Annotated in this window: 16 protein-coding genes and 4 pseudogenes; 6 read left to right on the plus strand and 14 right to left on the minus strand. The window is 73.8% G+C overall.

Annotated elements, in window-relative coordinates; all coding sequences use genetic code 11:
* Window positions 1-36: 36 nt before the first annotated feature.
* From AC1VL8_RS15350 to AC1VL8_RS15380, 7 genes and pseudogenes are all read right to left on the minus strand, one after another.
* Complete coding sequence (locus AC1VL8_RS15350; protein ID WP_483075771.1) at window positions 37-687, minus strand: Trp biosynthesis-associated membrane protein; 651 nt, start codon at window positions 685-687, stop codon at window positions 37-39.
* Window positions 684-2,270 carry an anthranilate synthase component I gene (locus AC1VL8_RS15355; protein WP_483075772.1) on the minus strand — a complete coding sequence of 529 codons (1,587 nt, stop codon included), beginning with the start codon at window positions 2,268-2,270 and terminating at the stop codon, window positions 684-686. Before AC1VL8_RS15355 ends, AC1VL8_RS15350 begins: the two co-directional genes overlap by 4 nt.
* Entirely contained in the window at window positions 2,267-2,704 is a 438-nt protein-coding gene (hisI, locus tag AC1VL8_RS15360; RefSeq protein ID WP_483075773.1) for a phosphoribosyl-AMP cyclohydrolase, read from the minus strand. The genes AC1VL8_RS15355 and hisI overlap by 4 nt, the downstream gene beginning before the upstream one ends.
* Before the next feature lie 31 nt (window positions 2,705-2,735).
* A complete protein-coding gene (locus AC1VL8_RS15365) occupies window positions 2,736-4,556 on the minus strand; it encodes an ABC transporter ATP-binding protein (protein ID WP_483075774.1) in 1,821 nt (606 codons plus the stop codon).
* Window positions 4,553-6,444: pseudogene (locus AC1VL8_RS15370) on the minus strand (ABC transporter ATP-binding protein). Before AC1VL8_RS15370 ends, AC1VL8_RS15365 begins: the two are co-directional and overlap by 4 nt.
* Window positions 6,445-6,626: 182 nt before the next feature.
* Window positions 6,627-8,129: a 30S ribosomal protein S1 gene (gene rpsA, locus AC1VL8_RS15375; protein ID WP_389229578.1), complete on the minus strand. Its 1,503-nt coding sequence runs from the start codon at window positions 8,127-8,129 to the stop codon at window positions 6,627-6,629.
* A gap of 167 nt (window positions 8,130-8,296) precedes the next feature.
* Complete coding sequence (locus AC1VL8_RS15380) at window positions 8,297-9,322, minus strand: 6-phosphofructokinase (RefSeq protein WP_389229581.1); 1,026 nt, start codon at window positions 9,320-9,322, stop codon at window positions 8,297-8,299.
* A 159-nt stretch (window positions 9,323-9,481) separates the two neighbouring features.
* On the opposite strand from AC1VL8_RS15380, the gene AC1VL8_RS15385 reads away from it, so the two are divergent.
* A complete protein-coding gene (locus AC1VL8_RS15385; RefSeq protein ID WP_483075775.1) occupies window positions 9,482-10,327 on the plus strand; it encodes a class I SAM-dependent methyltransferase in 846 nt (281 codons plus the stop codon).
* A gap of 61 nt (window positions 10,328-10,388) precedes the next feature.
* Here AC1VL8_RS15385 and polA read toward each other — a convergent pair.
* Window positions 10,389-13,029: pseudogene (polA, locus tag AC1VL8_RS15390) on the minus strand (DNA polymerase I).
* 157 nt (window positions 13,030-13,186) lie between these two features.
* Between polA and AC1VL8_RS15395 the strand changes: the two are divergent.
* Window positions 13,187-13,596: pseudogene (locus AC1VL8_RS15395) on the plus strand (PaaI family thioesterase).
* On the opposite strand, the gene AC1VL8_RS15400 reads toward AC1VL8_RS15395, so the two are convergent.
* Complete coding sequence (locus tag AC1VL8_RS15400) at window positions 13,509-14,210, minus strand: GNAT family N-acetyltransferase (RefSeq protein ID WP_389229590.1); 702 nt, start codon at window positions 14,208-14,210, stop codon at window positions 13,509-13,511. The pseudogene AC1VL8_RS15395 and the gene AC1VL8_RS15400 sit on opposite strands and share 88 nt — an antisense overlap.
* Before the next feature lie 460 nt (window positions 14,211-14,670).
* Between AC1VL8_RS15400 and AC1VL8_RS15405 the strand changes: the two genes are divergently transcribed.
* From AC1VL8_RS15405 to AC1VL8_RS15420, 4 genes and pseudogenes are all read left to right on the plus strand, one after another.
* Complete coding sequence (locus AC1VL8_RS15405) at window positions 14,671-16,035, plus strand: branched-chain amino acid ABC transporter permease (protein WP_389229593.1); 1,365 nt, start codon at window positions 14,671-14,673, stop codon at window positions 16,033-16,035.
* A gap of 9 nt (window positions 16,036-16,044) precedes the next feature.
* Entirely contained in the window at window positions 16,045-17,031 is a 987-nt protein-coding gene (locus AC1VL8_RS15410) for a branched-chain amino acid ABC transporter permease (protein ID WP_389229596.1), read from the plus strand.
* A pseudogene (locus tag AC1VL8_RS15415) lies at window positions 17,021-18,017 on the plus strand (ABC transporter ATP-binding protein). Before AC1VL8_RS15410 ends, AC1VL8_RS15415 begins: the two are co-directional and overlap by 11 nt.
* The gene (locus AC1VL8_RS15420; RefSeq protein ID WP_483075776.1) at window positions 18,014-18,844 is read left to right on the plus strand and encodes an ABC transporter ATP-binding protein; all 831 of its coding nucleotides are present in this window, start codon (window positions 18,014-18,016) and stop codon (window positions 18,842-18,844) included. The pseudogene AC1VL8_RS15415 and the gene AC1VL8_RS15420 overlap by 4 nt, the downstream one beginning before the upstream one ends.
* A gap of 116 nt (window positions 18,845-18,960) precedes the next feature.
* On the opposite strand, the gene AC1VL8_RS15425 is transcribed toward AC1VL8_RS15420, so the two are convergent.
* From AC1VL8_RS15425 to AC1VL8_RS15445, 5 genes are all read right to left on the minus strand, one after another.
* Window positions 18,961-19,422, minus strand: a complete 462-nt coding sequence (locus AC1VL8_RS15425) for a VOC family protein (protein WP_483075777.1) — start codon at window positions 19,420-19,422, stop codon at window positions 18,961-18,963.
* Window positions 19,419-19,799, minus strand: a complete 381-nt coding sequence (locus AC1VL8_RS15430) for a DUF2277 domain-containing protein (protein WP_483075778.1) — start codon at window positions 19,797-19,799, stop codon at window positions 19,419-19,421. Before AC1VL8_RS15430 ends, AC1VL8_RS15425 begins: the two co-directional genes overlap by 4 nt.
* Window positions 19,799-20,179 (minus strand): VOC family protein, encoded by a 381-nt coding sequence (locus AC1VL8_RS15435; RefSeq protein WP_483075779.1) that lies wholly within the window; start codon window positions 20,177-20,179, stop codon window positions 19,799-19,801. Before AC1VL8_RS15435 ends, AC1VL8_RS15430 begins: the two co-directional genes overlap by 1 nt.
* A gap of 116 nt (window positions 20,180-20,295) precedes the next feature.
* Window positions 20,296-21,561 (minus strand): ABC transporter substrate-binding protein, encoded by a 1,266-nt coding sequence (locus tag AC1VL8_RS15440; protein WP_389229614.1) that lies wholly within the window; start codon window positions 21,559-21,561, stop codon window positions 20,296-20,298.
* Between the two features lie 273 nt (window positions 21,562-21,834).
* Entirely contained in the window at window positions 21,835-22,539 is a 705-nt protein-coding gene (locus AC1VL8_RS15445; protein WP_389229617.1) for an ANTAR domain-containing response regulator, read from the minus strand.
* Between the last annotated feature and the right edge of the window lie 605 nt (window positions 22,540-23,144).

Genomic DNA, 23,144 nt, shown 5'->3' on the forward strand with positions numbered 1-23,144 from the left:
CTTTCATGACGGGGTGTCGTCACCCTAGCCGACGACTCAGGTCGGGTCGTCCCCGCGGGTCAGCGCGTCCCACGCGCCGCGCTCGTCGACGGGCAGGTCGTCGGCTGCTCCCGCGGTCCCGGCACCCGCGGCGGAGGTCCCGCCGACGGGTCGGCCCGACGTCGGGCCGGTGGTCCGGTCGACGCGCTCGTGCCGGTCGGAGGGTGCTGCCCACGCCCGGGACGCGCGGACCAGCGCCACCGCCTGGAGGACCACCAGGACGCCCAGCACCGCCGTGACCAGCGGCCACACCGCGACCGTGACGGGGTCGGCGACCCGCGGCACCCCGGTCACGTCCGCGGCCGCGCGCTCGGCCGTGACCGTCGCGGCGGACCGGGCGGCGAGTGCGGACGCCGTGACCAGGACCCCGGCGGCGGCCACGACCGCGCCGACGACCCACCGGCCGACCCGCCCGACGAGCCCGAGCGCGGCAGCGGCGGCGAGCAGCACCAGCGCGGCCGCGACCACCCCCGGGGCGGCGGCGGTCCCGCGGACGGTGACGGCGAGCTCCTCGCCCAGGGCGTTCGACCCCGTCGCGGACACCCACACCGGCAGCGCGGTCAGCGCGACGACCCCCGACAGCAGCAGCAGCGCCAGCACCCAGCGGCCGCGCCCCGCGCCGCGACGGGCGTCGGACGGCGCGGTCACGCGGACCCCGCCGGTCGCAGCCGCGCGGCGATCTGCACGGCCCGCACCGCCGCGGCCGCCTTGTCCCGGGACTCCTGGTACTCGGTCGCGGGCACCGAGTCCGCGACGATGCCCGCACCCGCCTGGACGCTCGCGCGCCCGTCGCGGATCAGCGCCGTGCGGATCGCGATCGCCATGTCCATGTCCCCGGCGAGGTCGAAGTACCCGACCGTGCCGCCGTAGATCCCGCGCCGCGCCGGCTCGATCTCGTCGATCAGGGCGATCGCGCGCGGCTTCGGCGCACCGGAGAGGGTGCCCGCCGGGAACGTCGCGGTGAGGGCCGCCAGCGCGGTCGCCCCGGCGCGGAGCCGTCCGACGACGGTCGAGCAGATGTGCATGATGTGGCTGAACCGCCGGACCGCCATGAACTCGACGACCTCGACCGTCGCGGGCTCGCACACCTTCACCAGGTCGTTGCGGGCCAGGTCCACCAGCATGAGGTGCTCGGCCCGCTCCTTGGGGTCGGCGATCAGCTCGTCGTGCAGCTCGCGGTCCCGCTCCGGGGTGTCACCGCGCGGCCGGGAGCCGGCGATCGGGAACGTCGTGACGTGCCCCGCCGTGACCTTGACCAGCGTCTCGGGGCTCGACCCCACGACGGCGAAGTCGTGCCCGTCGGCGTCCTGGAGCTGCAGGTAGTACATGTACGGGCTGGGGTTGATGGTCCGCAGCACCCGGTAGACGTCCAGCGGGTCGGCCGGGCAGTCGAGGTCGAGCCGCTGCGACAGGACGACCTGGAACACCTCGCCGTCCCGGATCGCCTCCTTGCCGGTGGCGACGGCCTGCTCGTACTCGGCGGCGGTCGACCGGAACTCGAGCTCGGGCACCGGGGCGTCGACCAGCCGCGCCGCGGCGGGGGCGGCCGGCCGCAGGAGGGCGTCCTGCATCGCGTCGAGCCGCGCGACCGCGTCGGCGTGCGCCTCGTCGACGCGCTCGTCGGAGCCGTCGAAGTTGATCGCGTTCGCGACCAGCCACACGGAGCCGTCGTGGTGGTCGGTGACCGCGAGGTCGCTCGCGAGGCACAGCGTCATCTCGGGGACGCCCAGCTCCTCGGGCGCGGCGGCGGGCAGCGTCGGCTCCCAGTGCCGGACCACGTCCCAGCCGAGCGCGCCGACCAGACCCCCGGTCAGGGGCGGCAGGCCCGGCACGGCGGGCGTGCGCAGCACCTCGAGGGTCTCCCCCAGCACCGCCAGCGGGTCGCCCTCGGTCGGCACGCCCGCGGGCACGTCACCGGTCCAGACCGCCCGGCCGTCGCGCACCGTCAGCGTCGCGCGCGAGCGCACCCCGACGAAGGACCACCGCGACCAGCGCCCGTCCTGCTCCGCGGACTCCAGGACGAACGTGCCCGGCCGACCTGCGGCGAGGGTGCGGTAGAGGCCGACCGGCGTGGTGTCGTCGGCCAGCAGGCGGCGCACCACGGGGATCACCCGGCGGTCGGCGGCGAGCGCGCGGAACTCCGGGAGCGCGGGCCAGGTCGTGCCCCAGGGGACGTCCACCGGCGTGGCGTCGACGGGCGCCGTGGCGTCCTCGGGCGGGGCGGCGGTCACGCGGTCGGCCCGGTGCTGCCCGCGACAGGCGCGTCGGCGGGACGCTCGCCGACGACGGCGCCGAGCGAGCCGCCGGTCTCGAAGCAGGTACGCGCGCCGGTGTGGCAGGCCGCGCCGACCTGGTCCACGCGGACGAGCAGCGCGTCGCCGTCGCAGTCGAGCTCGACGGACTTCACGTACTGCGCGTGCCCGGAGGTGTCGCCCTTGCGCCAGTACTCCTGGCGGGACCGGCTCCAGAACGTCACCCGGCCGCCCGTGAGGGTGCGGTGCAGGGCCTCGTCGTCCATCCAGCCGAGCATGAGGACCTCGCCGGTGTCGTGCTGCTGGACGATCGCGGCGACCAGACCCGCGGGGTCGCGGCTCAGGCGCGCCGCGACCGCGGGGTCGAGGCCGCTGGTGGTGCCGCTGGGGCCGGTGCTCTGCTGCTCGCTCACGTGCCCGATCCTCCCACGACCCGCGCGGGGGTCACCGGGTCTGGGACACCCACGCGTCGTGCATCGACGCGTAGACCCCACCGGCGTCGACCAGCTCGTCGTGCGGCCCGAGCTCGACGACGTGCCCGGCGTCGACCACCACGACCAGGTCCGCGGCCTCGGCGGTGGACAGCCGGTGCGCGATGGTGATGGTGCTGCGGCCCTCGGTGAGCGAGTCCAGCGCCCGCGCGATCCGCACCTCCGTGGCCGGGTCGACGGCGGACGTCGCCTCGTCGAGGACCAGCAGGTCGGCGTCCGCGAGGTAGGCGCGGGTCAGCGCGACCAGCTGCCGCTCCCCTGCGGACAGCGCCTCGCCGCGCTGGCCGACGGGGGTGGCGAGGCCGGACGGCAGCTCCGCGAGCCAGTCGGACAGGCCCAGGGCGTCGACCGCCGCCCGCAGCTGCGGCTCCGCCTCCGAGACCGAGGGGGTGACCCCGTCGGCGGTGCGCAGCCCGTAGACGAGGTTCTCCGCGAGCGTCGCGTCGAACAGGAAGCCCTCCTGCGGCACCATGACGACGCGCCGCCGCAGGTCCTCGGTGCGGACCGTGCGCAGGTCCGTCCCGTCGAGCAGCACGGCGCCCCGGGTGGGGTCCATCAGGCGGGTGACGAGCTTGGCGATCGTCGTCTTGCCGGACCCGGTCGCCCCGACCACGGCGACCGAGCGGCCGGCGGGCAGCCGCAGGTCGACCTCGTGCAGCACGGGCGGGCCGCCCGGGTACGCGAACCCGACGCCGCGCAGCTCGACGGCCGCGGGCCCGCGCTGCGACGGGACGCCGCGCTCCCCCGGGTCGGCGACCTGGACCGGGGTGTCGATGATGCCGAGCACGCGCCGCCAGCCGGCGACGGCGTTCTGCAGCTCGTTCAGCACCTCGGTCGCCTGCTGGACCGGGCCGGTGAACAGCTGGACGAGGAACAGGAACGCGAGCAGCCTCCCGACCGACAGGTCCCCGGCGACGCCGAGCGCGCTGCCCGCCACGACGACGACGGCGAGCACCAGGTTCGCGACCAGGACCCCCGACGAGAACACCAGGGCGACGGTGTTCTGGGCGTGCACCATCGCGTCGCGGGTCGCGCCGACCCGGTCGTCGATCGTGCGCTGCACGCGGCGCTGCACGCCGTACGCCCGGATGGTCTCGGCGCCGACCACGGCCTCGGACACCGCGCCGAGCATCGCGCCGACCCGCTCCCGCACCCGGGTGTAGGCGACGTTGACCCGGCGCTGCAGCGGGCGCAGCGCGAGGACCAGCGGCCCGAAGCACAACCAGACGAGCAGGGTCAGCTGCCAGGAGTAGACGGCCATCAGCACCGTCGCGACCAGCACCTGGAGCGTCGAGACGAGCAGCATGATGCCGCCCCACTGGACGAACAGGGAGATGGTGTCGACGTCGGACGTGACCCGCGAGACGAGGGACCCGCGGCGCTCGGTGTTCTGCGTCAGCACCGACAGGTCGTGCACGTGCCGGAACGCCCGGACGCGCAGCTGGGCGAGCCCCGCCTCGCTCGCCCGGAACAGCCGGACGTTGACCAGCGCCGAGCACAGGCCGCCCGCGACCAGGGCCAGGGCCGCCGCCACCACCAGCGTCACCACCCGCTGCACGTCGGGGCCGCCGCCGGCGAGCACGCCGGTGTCCATGACCTGCTGCACGGCGATCGGCACCACGACCTTGCCCGCGGCCGCCAGCACGGCGAGCAGCAGCGTGACCCACAGGCCCTGCACGAGCTGCGGCGACACCTGCACGCCGCGGCGCAGGGTCGCCAGGACGCCCAGCGGCTCCCCGCCCCCGCCGAGGCCGGTCCGGTCCTGCGCGCTCATCGGGCTCCCTCGGCATCCAGCTCGTCGGCGTCGGCGAGGTCCGCCGCCGCCTGCTCCTCGGCCGCGGCGTCGGCGCGCACCGCCGCGCGCCGCTCGGACTCCTGCTCGTACGCCGTCGCGAGCGCGCGGTAGCCCGGGTCGCGGGTCAGCAGCTCGGCGTGCGTGCCGTGGTCGACGACGCGGCCGCCCTCGACGTGCACGACCTCGTCCGCGAGCAGCACCGACGACATGCGGTACGCGACCAGCAGCACCGTCGGACCCGTCCCGCCGACGCCCGCGTGCTCCCGCAGACCGGTGAGGATGCCCTGCTCGACGCGCGGGTCCACCGCGGACGTCGCGTCGTCGAGCACGAGCAGGCGCGGTCGGCGGACCAGCGCGCGGGCGATCGCGAGCCGCTGCCGCTGCCCGCCCGAGAGGTTGGAGCCGCGCTCGCCCAGCGGCGAGTCGAGCCCGCCGGGCAGGTCCCGGACCACGCCGTCGACCCGGGCCAGGCGCAGGGCCGCCCAGACCGCGTCGTCGTCGGGCGCGGCGGGGTCGTCCGCGTCGGCGAGGGTGACGTTGCCGCGCACGGTGTCCTCGAAGACGAAGGTCTGCTGCCCGACGAGCACCACCTGGTCGGTGAGGTCGTCCGGGTCCAGCGCGCGGACGTCGGTGCCGTCGACCGCGACGGTGCCGCTGGTGGGGTCGGTCAGGCGCGGCACGAGCGAGACCAGCGTGGTCTTGCCCGCACCGGTGGGGCCCACCACCGCCACCACGCGGCCCGGGGCCACGTCGAGGTCGACGTCGCGCAGCAGGTCGACCGGGCCCTCGGGGCCGGGCACGCGGACGCCCACGCCGGACAGCCGCAGCGCGGCACCACCCGGTCGGCGGGCCAGCGGCGTACGGCCCGGGACCAGCTCGCCCTCGGCGTCGACGACCCGGGCGACCCGCTCGTGGCCGACCAGCCCGCGCGGGAAGCTCCCCGAGCACCCAGCCGAACGCCCGCACGGGCACGGCCATCAGCGTGAGCAGGTACGCCGCGGCGACGATGTCCCCGGTGCCGACGGCGCCGGCCCGTACCCGCAGCACACCCACGAGCAGCACCAGCAGCGTGCCGATGCTCGGCAGCATGTCGATCACCGGGTCGAAGTACGCGCGCACGACGCCGACCCGCACGTTCGCGTCCCGGAGCTGCGCGGTGCGCTCGGCGAACCGCCGCTCCTCCCGCGCCTCCGTGCCGAGCGACTTGACCAGCAGCGCCGCCTCGAAGCTTCTCGTGCGCGATGTCCGCGACCTCGGCGCGCAGCTGCTGCGCCCGCGTCGCCGCCGGGGACATCCGGCGCTGGAACACCAGGTTCGCGACCACGGCGACGGGCAGAACCACGAGCGCGGCGAGCGCCAGCCACACGTCCGTGGCCAGCAGCGCGACGGCCGCCACCCCGATCATGACGACGACGCCGAGCGCGAACGGCAGGGGGTTGAACACCCCGGTCGCCGCCTCGACGTCGGAGGACGCGTTCGACAGCAGCTGACCGGTGGGGTGCCGGCGGTGCCAGGTCATCGGCAGCCGCAGGTACTGCCGGGTGACGGTCCGGCGGTGCATCGCCTGCTGGTCGGCGACGCCCATGCCCGCGAAGATGCGCCGGCCCGCGACGGACGCGGCCAGCGAGAGCGCCACGAGCGCCAGGACCGCGCCGGCGACCCAGATCCGGCCGCGCGCGTCGGCGTCGCCGCCGATCGCGGGGACGACGACCGAGTCGGTCGCCCAGCCCAGGACGCGGCTGACCGCGACGGTGAGGGCGCCGAACACCGCGGAGGTGCCGATGGCCAGCACGTACGTGCGCGGCTGGGACGCGATGCCGCGGACGATCAGCTGCACCGACCGTCGCGGCACCGATCCGGTGAGCATCGCCGGGCGGGGCGTGGTGGAGCGCGCGGGCACGGCGCTGCCTCTCGTGAGGAGGGGTGGGGACGCCGTCGATCCTCTCACGCACCTCCGACACGAGCCGGGCGGGAACGCCGACGGGCCGGCCACCCGCAGGTGACCGGCCCGTCGGACCGCGGACCGGGCGTGCGCCCGGCCCGGTCGGCTCAGTTGCCGGTGAGCTTCTCGCGGAGCGCGGCCAGGGCCTCGTCCGACGCGAGCGTGCCGGTCGCCTCCTGGGCCGGGGCCGAGGAGTACGAGGAGCTGGACGACGCAGCCGAGGAGGACGACGACGAGCTGGACGACGAGGCGCCCTCGCCGTTCGCGGCCTCCGCGTCGGCCTGGACCGCGTCCAGGACCTGCTTGCGGTGCGCCTCCCAGCGCTCGTGCGCCTTGGCGTACTGGCCCTCCCAGACCTCACGCTGCGCCTCGAAGCCCTCGAGCCACTCGTTGGTGGCCGGGTCGAAGCCCTCGGGGTACTTGTAGTTCCCCTCCTCGTCGTACTCGGCCGCCATGCCGTACAGCGCGGGGTCGAAGTCCTCGGAGGTCGGGTCGAAGCCCTCGTTCGCCTGCTTCAGCGACAGCGAGATGCGGCGACGCTCGAGGTCGATGTCGATGACCTTGACGAAGACGTCGTCGCCGACCTGGACGACCTGCTCCGGGATCTCGACGTGGCGCACGGCCAGCTCCGAGATGTGCACCAGGCCCTCGATGCCGTCCTCGACGCGCACGAACGCACCGAACGGGACGAGCTTGGTGACCTTGCCGGGGACGACCTGGCCGATGGCGTGCGTCCGGGCGAAGGCCTGCCACGGGTCCTCCTGCGTCGCCTTCAGCGACAGGGAGACGCGCTCGCGGTCGAAGTCGACGTCGAGGACCTCGACAGTGACCTCCTGGCCGACCTCGACGACCTCGGACGGGTGGTCGATGTGCTTCCAGGACAGCTCGGAGACGTGCACGAGGCCGTCCACGCCGCCCAGGTCGACGAACGCACCGAAGTTGACGATCGAGGACACGACACCGGGGCGGACCTGGCCCTTCTGCAGCGTCTGCAGGAAGGTCGAGCGGACCTCGGACTGCGTCTGCTCGAGCCAGGCACGGCGCGACAGGACCACGTTGTTGCGGTTCTTGTCGAGCTCGATGATCTTCGCCTCGATCTCCTTGCCGACGTACGGCTGGAGGTCGCGGACACGACGCATCTCCACGAGGGAGGCCGGGAGGAACCCGCGGAGGCCGATGTCGAGGATGAGGCCACCCTTGACCACCTCGATGACGGTGCCGGTGACGACGCCGTCCTCCTCCTTGATCTTCTCGATCGTGCCCCAGGCGCGCTCGTACTGGGCGCGCTTCTTCGACAGGATCAGCCGGCCTTCCTTGTCCTCCTTCTGGAGGACGAGGGCCTCGACCTCGTCACCGACCTTGACGACCTCGCCCGGGTCCACGTCGTGCTTGATGGACAGCTCGCGGGACGGGATGACGCCCTCGGTCTTGTAGCCGATATCGAGCAGGACCTCGTCGCGGTCGACCTTGACGATGGTGCCCTCGACGATGTCGCCGTCGTTGAAGTACTTGATCGTGGCGTCGACGGCGGCGAGGAAGTCCTCGGCCGAGCCGATGTCGTTGATCGCGACCTGCGGGGTGCCGGGCTTGGCGGGGGTGGAGATGCTCATGTAGGGATGGGCTCCGATGCGGACAGAACGTCGTAAGGACAGGATGGTGGTGCGGGTCGGCCCGTGCGCGCACGGGCATGACGGCACCGCCGAATACCTTACCGGCCGTGACGACAGCCGGTCAAAGGCATCAGGCGGTGCCGCACGGGCTCACGCGGGGCGCAGCGTCACGCGAGGGCGCGGGCGACGCCCAGGAGGTCCGCCGGGACCTTCTTGACCTTGCCGGCGATCTCCGGCAGCGGCACCAGGACGACCTCCTCGCCGCGCAGCGCGGTCATGACGTCGGTCTCGCCGCGGCTGATCGCGTCGATCGCCGCCACGCCGAACCGGCTGCCGAGGATCCGGTCGGCCGGGACCGGGCTGCCGCCGCGCTGGACGTGGCCCAGCACGGTCACGCGGGTGTCGAACCCGGTGCGCTTCTCGATCTCCGCCTTGACCCGCTCGCCGATCGCACCGGCGACGATCTCGCCGAACTGCCCGACCGGGGCCTCGTAGGACATCGACGTGCCCTCGGCCGGGACCGCGCCCTCGGCGACCACGACGATCGAGAAGTTCGCGTGCGCGCGGTGGCGGTGCTTGAGGAACTTGATGACCTTGTCGATGTCGAACGGCTCCTCGGGGGCCAGGACGACCTCGGCGCCGCCGGCGATGCCCGCGGTGACCGCGATCCAGCCGGCGTGCCGCCCCATGACCTCGACGATCATGACGCGGTTGTGCGACTCGGCGGTGGTGTGCACGCGGTCCAGGGCCTCGGTCGCGATCTCCACCGCGGTGTCGAAGCCGATCGAGCGGTCCGTGCCCCACACGTCGTTGTCGATCGTCTTGGGGATCGCGACGATCTTGACGCCTGCCTCGGCGACCTTCGACGCAGCGTGCAGCGTGCCGTCGCCGCCGATGCAGATCAGCGCCTCGATGCGCTCCGCCTCCAGGGTCGCCAGCACCGCGTCCAGGCCGCCGTCGGCCGCGTGCGGGTGGAACCGGGCGGTGCCGAGCAGCGTGCCGCCGACCGGCAGCACGTTGCGGATGTGGCTGCGGCTCAGCGGGACGATGTCGCCGTCCACCACGCCGCGCCAGCCGTTGCGGAACCCGATGATCGAGTGCCCGTACTCCCCCTCACCGCGCTTGACCACGGCCCGGATCGCCGCGTTCAGACCGGGGACGTCGCCTCCACCGGTCAGCAGTCCGACTCGCACGCTGGGGTCTCCTTCGCATCAGGGGGTCCGCCCGCGGCACCGCGTGGCGTGCGACCAGGCTATCCGTGCGTGGCGCCGGGTCGGTGAGCCCGAGGTCCCGGGCGATTCGTCCCGGCGGTCGGGCGGGACCTGCGGCGGTCGCCGGATACCGTCGTGACCGTGACCTCCGACGACAGCGCGCGCCTGGCCGCGGCCGGCTACCTCGACGTCCCCGCCGCCGCCACCGACGGCGCCGGGCGGCGCTGGTGGGACGCCAACGCCGCCGAGTACCTGGACGAGCACGGCGCGTTCCTCGGGGACGACGACTTCCTCTGGTGCCCGGAGGGGCTGCGCGAGTCGGACGCGCACCTGCTCGGCGACGTCGCCGGCCGCCGGGTGCTGGAGGTCGGGTCGGGCGCCGCGCAGTGCTCGCGCTGGCTCGCCGCGCACGGTGCGCTGGCCGTCGCGACCGACGTGTCGGCCGGGATGCTCGATGCCGCCGCGGCGGTGGACCGACGCGCGCCCGACGGCGGACCCGTCGCCGGCCGCCGCGCTCCCGTCCCGCTCGTCCAGGCCGACGCGCGGGCGCTGCCGTTCCCCGACGCGTCGTTCGACCTCGCGTTCACGGCGTACGGGGCGATCCCGTTCGTGCCGGACGCCCGGCGGGTGCACGCCGAGGCCGCACGGGTGCTGCGGCCCGGCGGCCGGTGGGTCTGCTCCGTCACCCACCCGGTGCGGTGGGCGTTCCCCGACGACCCCGGCGAGCGCGGGCTGACCGCCGACCGGTCCTACTTCGACCGGCGCCCGTACGTCGAGACCGACGAGCACGGTCAGGTGCTGTACGCGGAGTACCACCGCACCCTGGGCGACCACGTCGCGGACGTCGTCGGGGCCGGGCTCGTCCTCGACGCGGTCGTCGAGCCCGCCTGGCCCGACGACCACGACCGCACCTGGGGCGGTTGGAGCCCCCTGCGAGGACGGCACATCCCGGGGACGGCGATCTTCGTCGCCCACCGGCCCGCGTAGCCCGGGGCCCACCGGCCCGCGTAGCCCGGGGCCCGCGGGGTCGGCGGAGCGCCGGGGCGGGTCAGTGGCCCGCCGCGTGCCAGCTCTCGCCGACGCCGACCGAGACGTCCAGCGGCACCGACAGCTCGTACGCGCTGCCCATCTGGTCCCGCACCAGCGCCTCGACCGCGTCCCGCTCGCCCGGGGCGACCTCGAGCACGAGCTCGTCGTGCACCTGGAGCAGCAGCCGCGAGTCCAGCCCCTGGGCGTCGAGCTCGCGCTGCACGCCGAGCATGGCGAGCTTGATGATGTCCGCCGCGCTGCCCTGGATCGGGGCGTTCAGGGCCATCCGCTCGGCCGCCTCCCGGCGGATCCGGTTGTCGCTGGTGAGGTCCGGCAGGTAGCGCCGACGACCGAGGATCGTGGCGGTGTACCCGGTCGCGCGAGCCTCGTCGGCCACGCCCGTCAGGTAGTCCCGCACGCCGCCGAACCGCGAGAAGTAGTCGCGCATCAGGGTGTCGGCCTCGCCCACGGCGATCTTCAGCTGCTGCGACAGGCCGTACGAGGACAGCCCGTACGCCAGGCCGTAGCTCATCGCCTTGATCTTGGACCGCTGCGCGCTGGTGACCTCGTCGGTCGCGACACCGAACACGCGCGACCCGACGTAGGAGTGCAGGTCCTCCCCGGCCGTGAACGCCTCGATCAGACCGGCGTCGCCCGACAGGTGGGCCATGATCCGCATCTCGATCTGCGAGTAGTCGGCCGTGAGCAGCGTCTCGAAGCCCGGGCCGACCACGAACGCCCGGCGGATCTGCCGCCCGGCCTCGGTGCGGATCGGGATGTTCTGCAGGTTCGGGTCGGTGGACGACAGCCGGCCCGTCGCGGCGATGGTCTGCTGGAACGTCGTGTGGATCCGGCCGTCGGCCCCGACCGAGCGCAGCAGGCCCTCGACGGTCTGCCGGAGCCGGATCGCGTCGCGGTGGGCGAGCAGGTGCTCGAGGAACGGGTGCCCGGTGCGGGCGAACAGGTCCGCCAGCGCGTTGGCGTCGGTCGTGTAGCCGGTCTTGATCTTCTTGGTCTTCGGCATCTCGAGCTGGTCGAACAGCACCTCCTGGAGCTGCTTCGGCGAGCCGAGGTTCACCTCCCGCCCGATCACCTCGTACGCCTGCGCGGCCGCCTGCTGCACCGCGGTGTCGTACTCCTTCTCGAGCGCCGCGAGGTACTCGGCGTCGGCGGCGATGCCGGTGTGCTCGACCCGCTCCAGGACGCCCTCCAGCGGCAGCTCGACGTCGCGCAGCAGGTGGTCGGCGCCGCGCTCGACGAGCTGCCCCTCGAGCACGTCCACCAGGTCGACGACGGCCGCGGCGCGCACGGCGGCGCGGGTGCCCTCGCCGGAGCCCTCGAGGTCGAGGTCGAGCGCGCCCTGCCCGCTGGTGTCCTCGACGGCGCCGAGCTCGCGCCGCAGGTACCCGATCGCGAGGTCGGCCAGGTCGTAGCCGCGCCGGTCGGGCTGGAGCAGGTACGCCCCGAGCTCGGTGTCGAACTCCACGCCGGCGAGCTCCAGGCCGCGTCCGGTGAGGGCGTGCCAGGCCTCCTTCGCGGCGTGCAGCACCTTCGGCTGGGCGGGGTCGGCGAGCCAGGCCGCGAGCGCGGCCTCGTCGGCCGGGTGGATCTGCGCGAGGTCGTGCGCGACGGCCTCGCCCGCGGCGACCAGCGCGATCCCCCAGGCGTCACCGGTACCCGGTGCGGCGGAGCCCTGGACGTCGACGCCGGTGCGGACGCCCGCGTGCCGGCCCAGCCAGTCCGCCAGGCCGCCGTCGACCGGCGTCACGACCACGGGGCCCTCGGCCGCCTCGGCCACGTCGCCCGCGCCGCCGTCCTCGTCGGGCAGCATCGCGAACAGCCGGTCGCGCAGGGTGCGGAACTCCAGCTCGTCGAGGATGGTGTGCAGCGCCTCGCGGTCCCACGGGCGCGCGGCCAGGTCTGCCGGGCCGAGCGGCAGCTCGAGGTCGTCCAGCAGCCGGTTGAGCTGCCGGTTCAGCAGCACCTGGTCGAGGTGCGCGCGCAGCGACTCCCCCGCCTTGCCCGGGATCTGGTCGACCGCGGCGACGACGCCCTCGAGGCCGTCGTAGGCGTTGACCCACTTGGCGGCCGTCTTCGGGCCGACGCCGGGCACGCCGGGCAGGTTGTCGGAGCTTCTCCCCGACCAGGGCCGCGATGTCGGGGTAGCGGGCCGGCGGCACGCCGTACTTCGCCTCGACGGCCTCGGGGGTCATCCGCGCGAGCTCGGAGACGCCCTTGACCGGGTAGAGCACCGTGACGCGCTCGTTCACGAGCTGCAGGGAGTCGCGGTCGCCGGAGCAGACCAGGACGTCCATCCCCGCCGCCGCACCCTGCCGCGCCAGCGTGGCGAGGATGTCGTCGGCCTCGTAGTGCGGCTTGTCGAGCACCGGCAGGTGCATGGTCGCCAGGACCCGCTTGATGACGTCGACCTGGCCGCGGAACGGCTCCGGCGAGGCCTCGCGGTTCGCCTTGTACTCCGTGTACTGCTCGGTGCGGAACGTCGTGCGCCCGGCGTCGAACGCGACGGCGACGTGGGTGGGCGTCTCGTCCCGCAGCAGGTTCGCGAGCATCGACACGAAGCCGAACACCGCGTTGGTGGGCTGACCCGTCGAGGTGGCGAACTTGTCGACCGGGAGGGCGAAGAACGCCCGGTAGGCCATCGAGTGCCCGTCCACCAGCAGGAGCCGCCCGCCCGCGACCGGCGCGGGTTCCGGCGCGGTCTCCGGTGCGGCGGCCGGTGCGGCGAGCGCCCCGTCGGCGGGCGCGTCGGCAGGCAGGTGTCGCGTCACGTCAGTCACGGGTGCCAACCTATCGGGCATGACCGACACCGACGCGCTCGCGCTGACCCCCGCCCCCGGCACCCTGATGGCGCGCATGGGCATCACGCTGCAGGAGGTGTCCGCCGACCGCGCCGTCGGGACGATGCCCGTCGAGGGCAACGTGCAGCCGTACGGGCTGCTGCACGGCGGCGCGTCCGCGGTGCTCGCCGAGACGCTCGGCTCCTACGCCGCGAACCTGCACGCCGGGCCGGGCCGCCAGGCGGTCGGCATCGAGCGCGCTGCACGCACCACCGCTCCGCGACCGCGGGCCTGGTCACCGGGACCGCGACGGCCGTGCACCTCGGCGGCCGGGTCGCGACCTACGACGTGGTGGTCGAGGACCCGCGCGGTCGCCGGATCTGCTCGGCACGGTTGACCTGCATGCTGATCGAGGCCCGCGAGGGCTGAGCCGCCTCGACGGTGGACGCCGCCGCCGCGGTGCGCCCCGCGCGGGCGCGCCGGCGGCGGGCGATCAGGTCGTCGAGCCCGGCGCGCGCCGGACGGCGGCCGCCGGACCCCTGGCCCGGGGCGTCCGCGACGAGCTTGCGCTGCAGCGCCTCCGTGCTCACCACGCGGTGCGCCGCGGCCGGCGCGAAGCCCAGGCGCGCGAGGAACCGCAGCATCCCCCGGGCCCCCGGCAGCGGGACGGCCAGCACGTCGGAGGCACCCACCCGCTTCGCCTCCTCGACCACACCGCCGAGGAGGGCGTGGCCGACCCCGCGGCGGCGGGCGCCGTCCGCGACGTAGACGGCCTCGATGGAGACGGTCACCTCGTCCGTGAACAGGCTGGGGCCGACGATCCGCGCGAGGACCAGGCCGCACAGCTCGTCGTCGAGCAGGCCCACGAGCCCGAGGGCGCCGGGCTCCGCCACGAGCGCGCCGATCTGGTGCCGGAGACGGTCCGCGTCGTCCGTGCAGAGCTGCGACCCCACCAGCGACTCCGCGCGGGCGGCGAGGCTGAGCGAGACGAGGACGTCGAGGTCCTCGGGACGGGCGGGACGGACGGCGACGGGCGAGCGCACGGTTCGACGGCCTCCAGACGGATCTCGGACGAGAGCGACGACGCCGGCGTCGTCACGTGCCTGCTGCGCCCCCCGCGGCATCGCCCGATCATGACCTACCGGCGGTGCCCCTGCCTAGTGGCGGCCGCGATCCGGCCCGCAGCGGCCGAGGTCAGGGGCCCGTGGCGTGGCGGGCGTCACCCCTCCGGGTGAACGTTGCTCCGTCCGGGGGGCGCGCGGCGCCGACCCGTGCGACCCTCCCCCATGGCGCAGGACAGGCCGCCCGCAACGACGCGAATGCCTCGAACACGCTCGTCATGAGCCGGAAACACGCCGCCCCTACTGTCTCGCCCACTCGCCGGTGGCAGAACCGCCGCGAGCCGTGCTGCCGTCAACTGCCGACCACGACCGGACGGAGGACCAGGTGCGCCGAGCCGCTACCAGGGACCGTTCCACCGCCGCAGCGCCTCTCGCGCTCGGCGTGCTCCTCCTCTCGCTCCTGCTGACCCTCGCCGTCCCGGGCACCGCCCGGGCGGCCGCAGCCGCCGGGTGCGTCGCCGACGCCGCCACCGGCTGCATCAACGGGACGATCCGCACCGCCGACCAGCAACCCGCCGTCGGTGTCGTCCTCGACGTCGACGGCCCCGGTGGCGCCACGCAGGCGACCACCGACGCCGAGGGCCGCTGGACGGCCCCCGTCACCGAGGCCGGTGAGTACACGGTCACGCTGGACACCACCACGCTGCCCGCCGGGGAGACGCTCCGCGACCCCGCGGGGAACCCGCGCACCGTGTCCGTGGCCCTCGGGTCGTCGGCCGGCGCCCTGTTCCCGCTCGGCGAGCCCGCCGGCGGCTCGGGCGGGTCCGGGGGCTCGGCGACCACCGACCCCGACGACGCGGGCACCGCACCCGCGGGCGACGCCGAGGTGGGCGCGCCGGTCGGCAGCTCCGACACGGGGTCGTTCTCCTGGGGACGGCTCGCGCAGCAGGCCAGCAGCGGCCTCGTGTTCGGCGTGCTGCTCGCGCTCGCCGCCGTCGGCCTGTCGCTCATCTACGGCACCACCGGCCTGTCGAACTTCGCGCACGGCGAGCAGGTCACGCTCGGCGCGATCGTCGCGTACGTCGCCGCGCAGTCGCTCGACCTGCCGCTGATCGTCGCGGGTGTGCTCGCCGTCGTCGTCGGCGCCGCGTCCGGCTGGCTGCAGGACGCCGGGATCTGGCACCCGCTGCGCAAGCGCCGCGTGGGCACGACCCAGCAGATGATCGTCACGATCGGCCTGTCGATGGCGCTGCAGTACACGTACCAGTTCTTCTTCGGCGGCGGTGCGCTGCGGATCGTCACGACCAACCCGACGATGGTCACGCTCGGCCCGGTCCGGATCAGCACCACCTCGCTGTGGTCGCTGCTGATCGCGGTCGCGGTGCTCGCCGCCGTCGCGTACTTCCTGCTCGGCACCCGCGTCGGCCGCGCCACCCGCGCCGTGTCGGACAACCCGGCCCTCGCCGCGGCGTCCGGCATCTCCGTCGACCGGATCGTGCGGCTCGTGTGGGTGCTGGGCGCGGCGCTGGCCGCCCTCGGCGGCGTGCTGATGGGCCTCTACCTCAACGCCACCTCGTGGAACATGGGCGGCGCGCTGCTGCTGCTGATGTTCGCCGCGGTGACCCTCGGCGGGCTCGGCCAGGCGTTCGGCGCCCTGGCCGGCTCGATCGTCATCGGCCTGGTCGTCGAGATGTCGAACCTCGTCATCCCGAGCGACATGCGCTACGCCGGCGCCCTGCTCATCCTCATCCTCGTCCTGCTGCTGCGGCCCCAGGGCATCCTCGGTCGCGCCGAGCGGATCGGCTAAGGAGCTGACATGGACTGGTCCCGCATCCTCGTCAACGTGGCGGGCGAGATCTTCGCCCCGACGACCGCCGCGTACGCCCTGGCCGCCATCGGCCTCAACGTGCACTTCGGTCTCACCGGACTGCTCAACATGGGTCAGGCCGGCTTCATGCTCCTCGGCGCGTACGGCTTCGCGATCTCGACGATCGCCGGCTGGCCGCTGTGGGCGGCCGTGCTCGTCGCGCTCGCCTGCGCCGCCGTGTTCGGCCTGCTGCTCGGCATCCCGACCCTGAAGCTGCGCGGCGACTACCTGGCGATCGTCACGATCGCCGCCGCCGAGATCGTCCGCCTCATCGGCCGGTCGACCGCCCTGACCGACCTGACCGGTGCGTCGTCCGGTCTGCGCGGCAACTCCTACAAGGACACGTTCCAGGGCGCGTCGCCGTTCGCGGACGGCAACCTGGCCCTCGGCCCGTTCGAGTACTCGATGAACGCGTCCAACTCCTGGTGGATCCGCATCGTCGGCTGGGCGCTGGTCGCCCTCGCGTGCCTGCTGGTCTGGCTCCTGATCCGCAGCCCCTGGGGGCGCGTGCTCAAGGGCATCCGGGAGGACGAGGACGCCGTCCGCTCGCTCGGCAAGAACGTGTACTCGTACAAGATGCAGTCGCTCGTCCTCGGCGGGGTGATCGGCGCGATGGCCGGCATCATCTACGTGCTCCCCCGGGCGGTGCAGCCCGACTCGATGGGCCGCCCCATGACGTTCTTCGTCTGGACGATCCTGCTGCTCGGCGGCGCCGCCACGGTGTTCGGACCCGTCCTGGGGTCGATCATCTTCTGGGTCTCGCTCATGCTGATCAAGTCGGTGATGCGCGTGGGCGTCCCCTCGTCGGTCATGCGCACCGAGCAGATCGAGCAGTTCGGCTGGATCATCGTCGGCGTCACGCTGATGCTGCTGGTGATCTTCCGACCTCAAGGCATCCTCGGCGACAAGAAGGAGCTGGCGATCGATGTCCGCTGAGACCCCCCGGGGCCACGTGCCCCCGCACGTCCCGCACGCCACGACCGCCAGCGGCCGGGACCGCGTCGTCGCCGACCTCGCGCACGTCGCCCGCACGCCGGGCGTGCCGAAGCCCGACGCGATCGTCGTCGCCGACCAGGTCACCCGGCACTTCGGCGGCATGACCGCCGTCGACGTCGACCACCTCGAGGTGCAGCGCGGCGCGATCACCGCGCTGATCGGCCCGAACGGCGCCGGCAAGACCACCCTGTTCAACCTGCTCACCGGGTTCGACCGGCCCAGCACCGGGACCTGGTCGTTCGAGGGCCGGTCGCTGTCCGGGGTGTCCGCGGCGAAGGTCGCGCGGTCCGGCATGGTCCGCACGTTCCAGCTCACCAAGGCGCTCTCGCGCATGACGGTGATCGAGAACATGCTGCTCGGCGCCTCCCAGCAGTCCGGCGAGAACCTCCTCACGGCCCTCGTCCCGCCGCTGTGGCGGGCGCGGGAGAAGGAGATCACCGCGCAGGCCGAGGAGCTGCTGGCCCGGTTCAAGCTCGACACCAAGCGCGACGAGTACGCCGGCAGCCTGTCCGGCGGGCAGCGCAAGCTTCCTCGAGATGGCCCGGGCGCTGATGAGCAAGCCCACGATGGTCATGCTCGACGAGCCGATGGCCGGCGTGAACCCGGCGCTCACCCAGTCGCTGCTCGGCCACATCCAGGCGCTGCGCGAGGACGGCACCACGGTGCTGTTCGTCGAGCACGACATGCACATGGTCCGGCACATCTCCGACTGGGTCGTGGTCATGGCCGAGGGGAAGATCGTCGCCGAGGGCCCGCCCGAGGACGTGATGGCCGACCAGGCCGTCATCGACGCCTACCTCGGGGCGCACCACGACACCGACCTGGGCGACGACGCGCTGCTCGAGGACGGCATCCAGCAGCTCGAGGCCGAGGAGGCCGCGAACCTCGCGGCCGCCGCCGCCGAGAAGAAGGAGGGCACCCGATGAGCAGCACCGCCGTGCAGGGGTCCGACCCCTCGACCGTCCACCGGGGCGCACCCGCGGGCGAGCCGCTGCTCGCCGCGACCGACCTGGTCGCCGGGTACGTGCCGGGCGTCAACATCCTCAACGACTGCAACCTGGTCGTGCACCCGGGCGAGCTCGTCGGCATCATCGGCCCGAACGGCGCCGGGAAGTCCACGCTGCTCAAGGCCCTGTTCGGGCTCGTGACGATCCGCTCCGGGTCCGTGGTGCTGAAGGGCGAGGAGATCACGAACCACCGCGCGGACTCGCTCGTCCGGCGCGGCGTCGGGTTCGTCCCGCAGACGAACAACGTGTTCCCGTCGCTGTCCATCCAGGAGAACCTCGAGATGGGCCTGTTCCAGGCCCCGAAGCGGTTCGCCGAGCGGTTCGACTTCATCGTCGACCTGTTCCCGGTGCTCGGTGAGCGGCGCAAGCAGCGCGCCGGGTCGCTGTCCGGCGGCGAGCGGCAGATGGTCGCGATGGCTCGGGCGCTGATGATGGACCCGTCGGTGCTGCTGCTCGACGAGCCGTCCGCGGGCCTGTCCCCCGTCCGGCAGGACGAGACGTTCATCCGCACCCGGAAGATCAACAAGGCCGGGGTCTCGATCGTCATCGTCGAGCAGAACGCCCGCCGCTGCCTGCAGATCTGCGACCGGGCGTACGTGCTCGACCAGGGGTCCAACGCGTACTCCGGCCCGGGACGCGAGCTGATGAACGACCCGAAGGTGATCGAGCTCTACCTCGGCACGCTCGCCACCGACGTCGAGGCGGCGCACGGCAAGCACGCCGACCCGGCGGCACCGCCGGCCTGAGTCCGGCACGCACCGCGACCGCGCCCCGGCGCGGCGACCGCACCTCCTGGCGAGGGCGCGCTCGCTGCTCCGGGGCGCCGTCCGTCCGTGCCGCGGTCGGTGCCCGGCTGCGCGGGTCAGTCGAGGCAGAACTCGTTGCCCTCCGGGTCGGCCATGACGATGTGGCCGCTGGTCATCGGCGGTGCCGGCTCGTGGCGCTGCAGGCGGGTCGCGCCCAGCGCCACCAGGCGGTCGCACTCGGCCTCGAGCGCGGCCATCCGGTCGGCGCCCTGGAGGCCGGGAGCGGCCCGCACGTCGAGGTGCACCCGGTTCTTCGCGGACTTGCCCTCCGGGACCTGCTGGAAGAACAGCCGGGGACCGTCGCCGTCCGGGTCCTCGACCGCGGAGCTGCTGTTCCGCTGGTCCTCCGGGACGCCGACGCGCTCGAGGAAGTCGTCCCACGCGGCGAGCGGGTCCGCCCCCGCCGGCAGCTCGATGCCGGGCGGGGCCGGGTGCACGTAGCCCAGGACGTCGCGCCAGAACGTCGACAGGGTCCGCGGGTCGTGGGCGTCGAAGGTCACCTGCACCTCGCGGCTCATCGTGCACCCCGGGCCGACGCCGCGACGTGCTCGTGCGGGTGGTCGTGGACGTGCTCGTGCGGGTGGTCGTGCTCGTGGGGGTGCTCGTGGTCGTGACCCGGGCCGTCGGCGGCGTCGAGACCGAGCCGCGCCCGCACCTCGGGGCGGCGCAGCGGCGGGACCGTCGCCGGCGGTCGACGCCGCTCGGGCAGCTCGGCGAGCAGGCGCGTGACGATCGCCGCGACCTCCGCGACCGCGCGCTCGACGGGCTCCTCGGTCGCCGCGCTGAGCTGCTGCACGCCGCTGACCTTGCGCACGAACTGGCGCGCTGCTGCCTCGATCTCGTCCTCCGTGGCCGCGGGCTCGAGGCCCCGCAGCGTCGTGATGTTCCGGCACATCAGTCCGTCCCCCCGCTCGGCACCAGCTGCTGGACCGCCCACCGGTTCCCGTCCGGGTCGGCGAAGAACAGGAACCGCCCCCAGGGGAAGTCCTGCACCTCGCCGACGTCGAGCCCCCGGCCCGTGAGGTCGGCGTGCGCCGCCTCGATGTCCGCGACGACGAGCTGCAGCCCCTCGACCGAGCCGGGCGGCATCGTCGTCATCCCGGTCCCGATCGCGATCGACGCGCCCGACCCGGGCGGCGTGAGCTGCACGAAGCGGAGGCCCCCGCCGACCTCCTGGTCGTGGTCGAGCACGAAGCCCGCCCTGCGGGTGTAGAAGTCCTTGGCCCGGTCCACGTCGGAGACGGGCACCTGCACGAGCTCCAGTCGGTAGTCCATGCCGGGACGCTACGCCCCGGGTCCGACACGCCGGAAGGGGCGCGGACGCCCGAGGGCCCGGGACGCGGTGCGCGTCCCGGGCCCTCGGGGTGCCTCGGGTGACCGGTGGGTCGAGGTCAGCCGACCTCGCCCTCCACGGCCTTGACCCAGACGTTCTTGTTGTCGGCCCCGTACTTGTAGACGCCGATGAACGCCGACGACGGGTCGTTGTCCTCGTTGAACGGGCCGATGCCGGCCTGCCCGACGTACTGGATGTCCTCACCGGCGTCGAGCAGCTCGACGCAGTCGGCGAACGTGGTGCACTCCTCGCCGCCGTCCGCGCCCGAGACCGCCGCCATGTTGGCCTGGATCGTCGGGCCGTCGGTCGCGCCGCCCTTGACCGCCGCGAGGGCGGCGAGGATCGTCGCGTCGTACGACTCGGGTCCGTACGCGTAGTCGGTCAGCGAGTCGTTGACCTCCTTGAGGCGGGCCTGGAACTCGTCGCTGGGGAACGCGCCCGGGATGGTGCCCTGGGCGTTCTCCAGCGTGCCGGGCTGGAAGTCCTCGGAGTAGTCGGCCGTGTTGCCGTCGACCATGTAGATGGTCGACGGGTCGACGCCCGCCGCGACGAGCTCGGGGATGATCTGCTTGGTCTGCTCGAACGCCAGCACCACGACCGCGTCGGGGCTGGTCGCCTGGAGGGCCGTGACGTCCGTGGCGAACGACGACGCGGCCGGGTCGAACTCCTCGCCCTCGTTGCCGTAGACGACCGTGGCGCCGGCCTCCTCGACCGTGCTCTTGACGACGTCCCGCAGCGAGGTGCCGTAGTCGTCGTTGAACACGAGGATGCCGATGTTGGCGTGCCCGTCACCCGTGATGAGGTTGCCGAGCGCCGCACCCTGGACCGTGTCCGGCGGGGCGGTGCGGAAGTAGAAGTCCGAGTAGCCGGACAGCGACGTCGCCGTGTTCGCCGGGGAGATCTGCACGACCTCGGCGCCGGTGATGTCGTCGATGACGTTGAGCGTCACCGAGGACGACGCGGCGCCGACGATCACCTGGACGTCCTGCGACAGCAGGTCGGTCACCGACTGCGTGGCGACCTCGGCGTGGTCGGCGTCGGAGGAGTCCGCGTGCACGACCTGCACGTCCGAGCCGAGCACGCCGCCGGCCTCGTTGATCTCCTCGACCGCGAGGTCCACACCGGCGATCTCGGGCGGGCCGAGGTAGGCCAGCGTGCCCGTCTGCGGGAGCAGCGTGCCGATGATCAGCGGGCTGGCGCTGTCGCCACCACCGGAGGTCTCGTCGCCTCCCGACGCGTCGTCCCCGCTGGAGCACGCGGTGAGGACGAGCGCGACGGCACCCGCGAGGGCGGCCGCCTGGACGGCCTGCTTCGTACGAATCATGCGTGGTACCCCTGTCGATGAGTACTGCCGGCCGGGAGCCCCGGCCGGATGCCGGGGTCGTACGCGACCACCGGCGATTGGCCGAGACCGTATGCGTCCTGTGTGTCCAGCATGTGTCGTTTGTGTCTCAGAACACACTTGTTGCCGGATCGTGACTATCGCCGATGACGCGCGGACCCGCAACGGTCGCGCGCCCGCCGTGAGACGGCACGAGGCCCGGTCCACCCGGGCGGGCGGACCGGGCCTCGTGGCCGGTCGGGGGTGCTGCTGGGGTCAGGACGCGCTGCCGACCTGGTCGATCACGGCGTCGGCGACCTCGCGCATCGTCAGGCGACGGTCCATCGACGTCTTCTGGATCCAGCGGAACGACTCCGGCTCCGTCAGGCCCATCTTCGTCATGAGCAGGCCCTTGGCCCGGTCCACTCGCTTGCGGGTCTCGAACCGCTCGGCGAGGTCCGCGACCTCGGACTCGAGCGCGGTGATCTGCGCGTAGCGGGAGATCGCGATCTCCACCGCCGGCAGCAGGTCGGACGGGCTGAACGGCTTCACGACGTACGCCATCGCGCCGGCGTCGCGCGCCCGCTCGACGAGCTCGGTCTGCGAGAACGCGGTGAGCAGCACGACCGGGGCGAGGTGCGCCTTGGCGATGCGCTCCGCCGCGGAGATGCCGTCGAGCACCGGCATCTTCACGTCCATGACGACGACGTCCGGCTTGAGCTCGGTGGCCAGGGCCACGGCCTGCTCGCCGTCGCCGGCCTCACCCACGACGTCGAAGCCCGCCTCGCGGAGCGTCTCGACGACGTCCATCCGGATCAGCGCCTCGTCCTCGGCGACGACCGCGCGGCGCGCCGGCTTCGCGGCGACCTCCGGGGTCTCCTCGGCCGCGCGGGCCTGAGGGATGTCGAGGTCGAGGGTGGCGTCGCCGGCCTGCGGCTCGCTGCTCGACGGCGTGCTCGGCGTCTCGTCCTGGGTGCTCACGAGGAGTGATTCTAGGACCACGAGCGCCGTTGCGGCTGCTCGTCCACCTGTGAACCTCGGCACGCTGACCGGTCGGTCGTGATTCAGGTCCGGTACGGTCGCCCCGCGCCGGGTGTTCCCGGTCCGGGCCGGCAGGGTCCCGGCGCCCCGCGCGGAGGAACCATGCAGCCAGGTGTGGCCGCCGTCCAGACCTTCGCCTGGCTGACCCCGGTGGTGGTCGGTCTCCTCGTCGTCGGGGTGTTCGCCCTGCTGTTCCTGATCGGGGCGTTCATGCGCTCGTCCTGGCCGCAGGGGCGGTCAGCGGGGTCGTGCTCGTCGCCGTGGTCGTCGCCGGTGGCGTGGTCCTCCCGCCGCGCCTGGACGCGTGGCGGGAGCACTACGACTACGACGCGACGTGGGCGCGGGTGGAGGCCCGGTACGGCGTGCGGCTCTCCACCGAGGACACCGAGCGGACCCTCCCCTGGCCCCGCGGCCGGCACTCGGGCGGGATCGTGGACCAGGACCGCCTGGGCCCCGTCGTCATGCCCGACGGGAGCGTGCGCGAGGACCTGTACCTGCAGGTGCAGACCGGGCGGCCCGCCCGGGTCGCCGTGGTGACGAAGCCC

Source organism: Cellulomonas sp. KU4C (assembly GCF_056868065.1).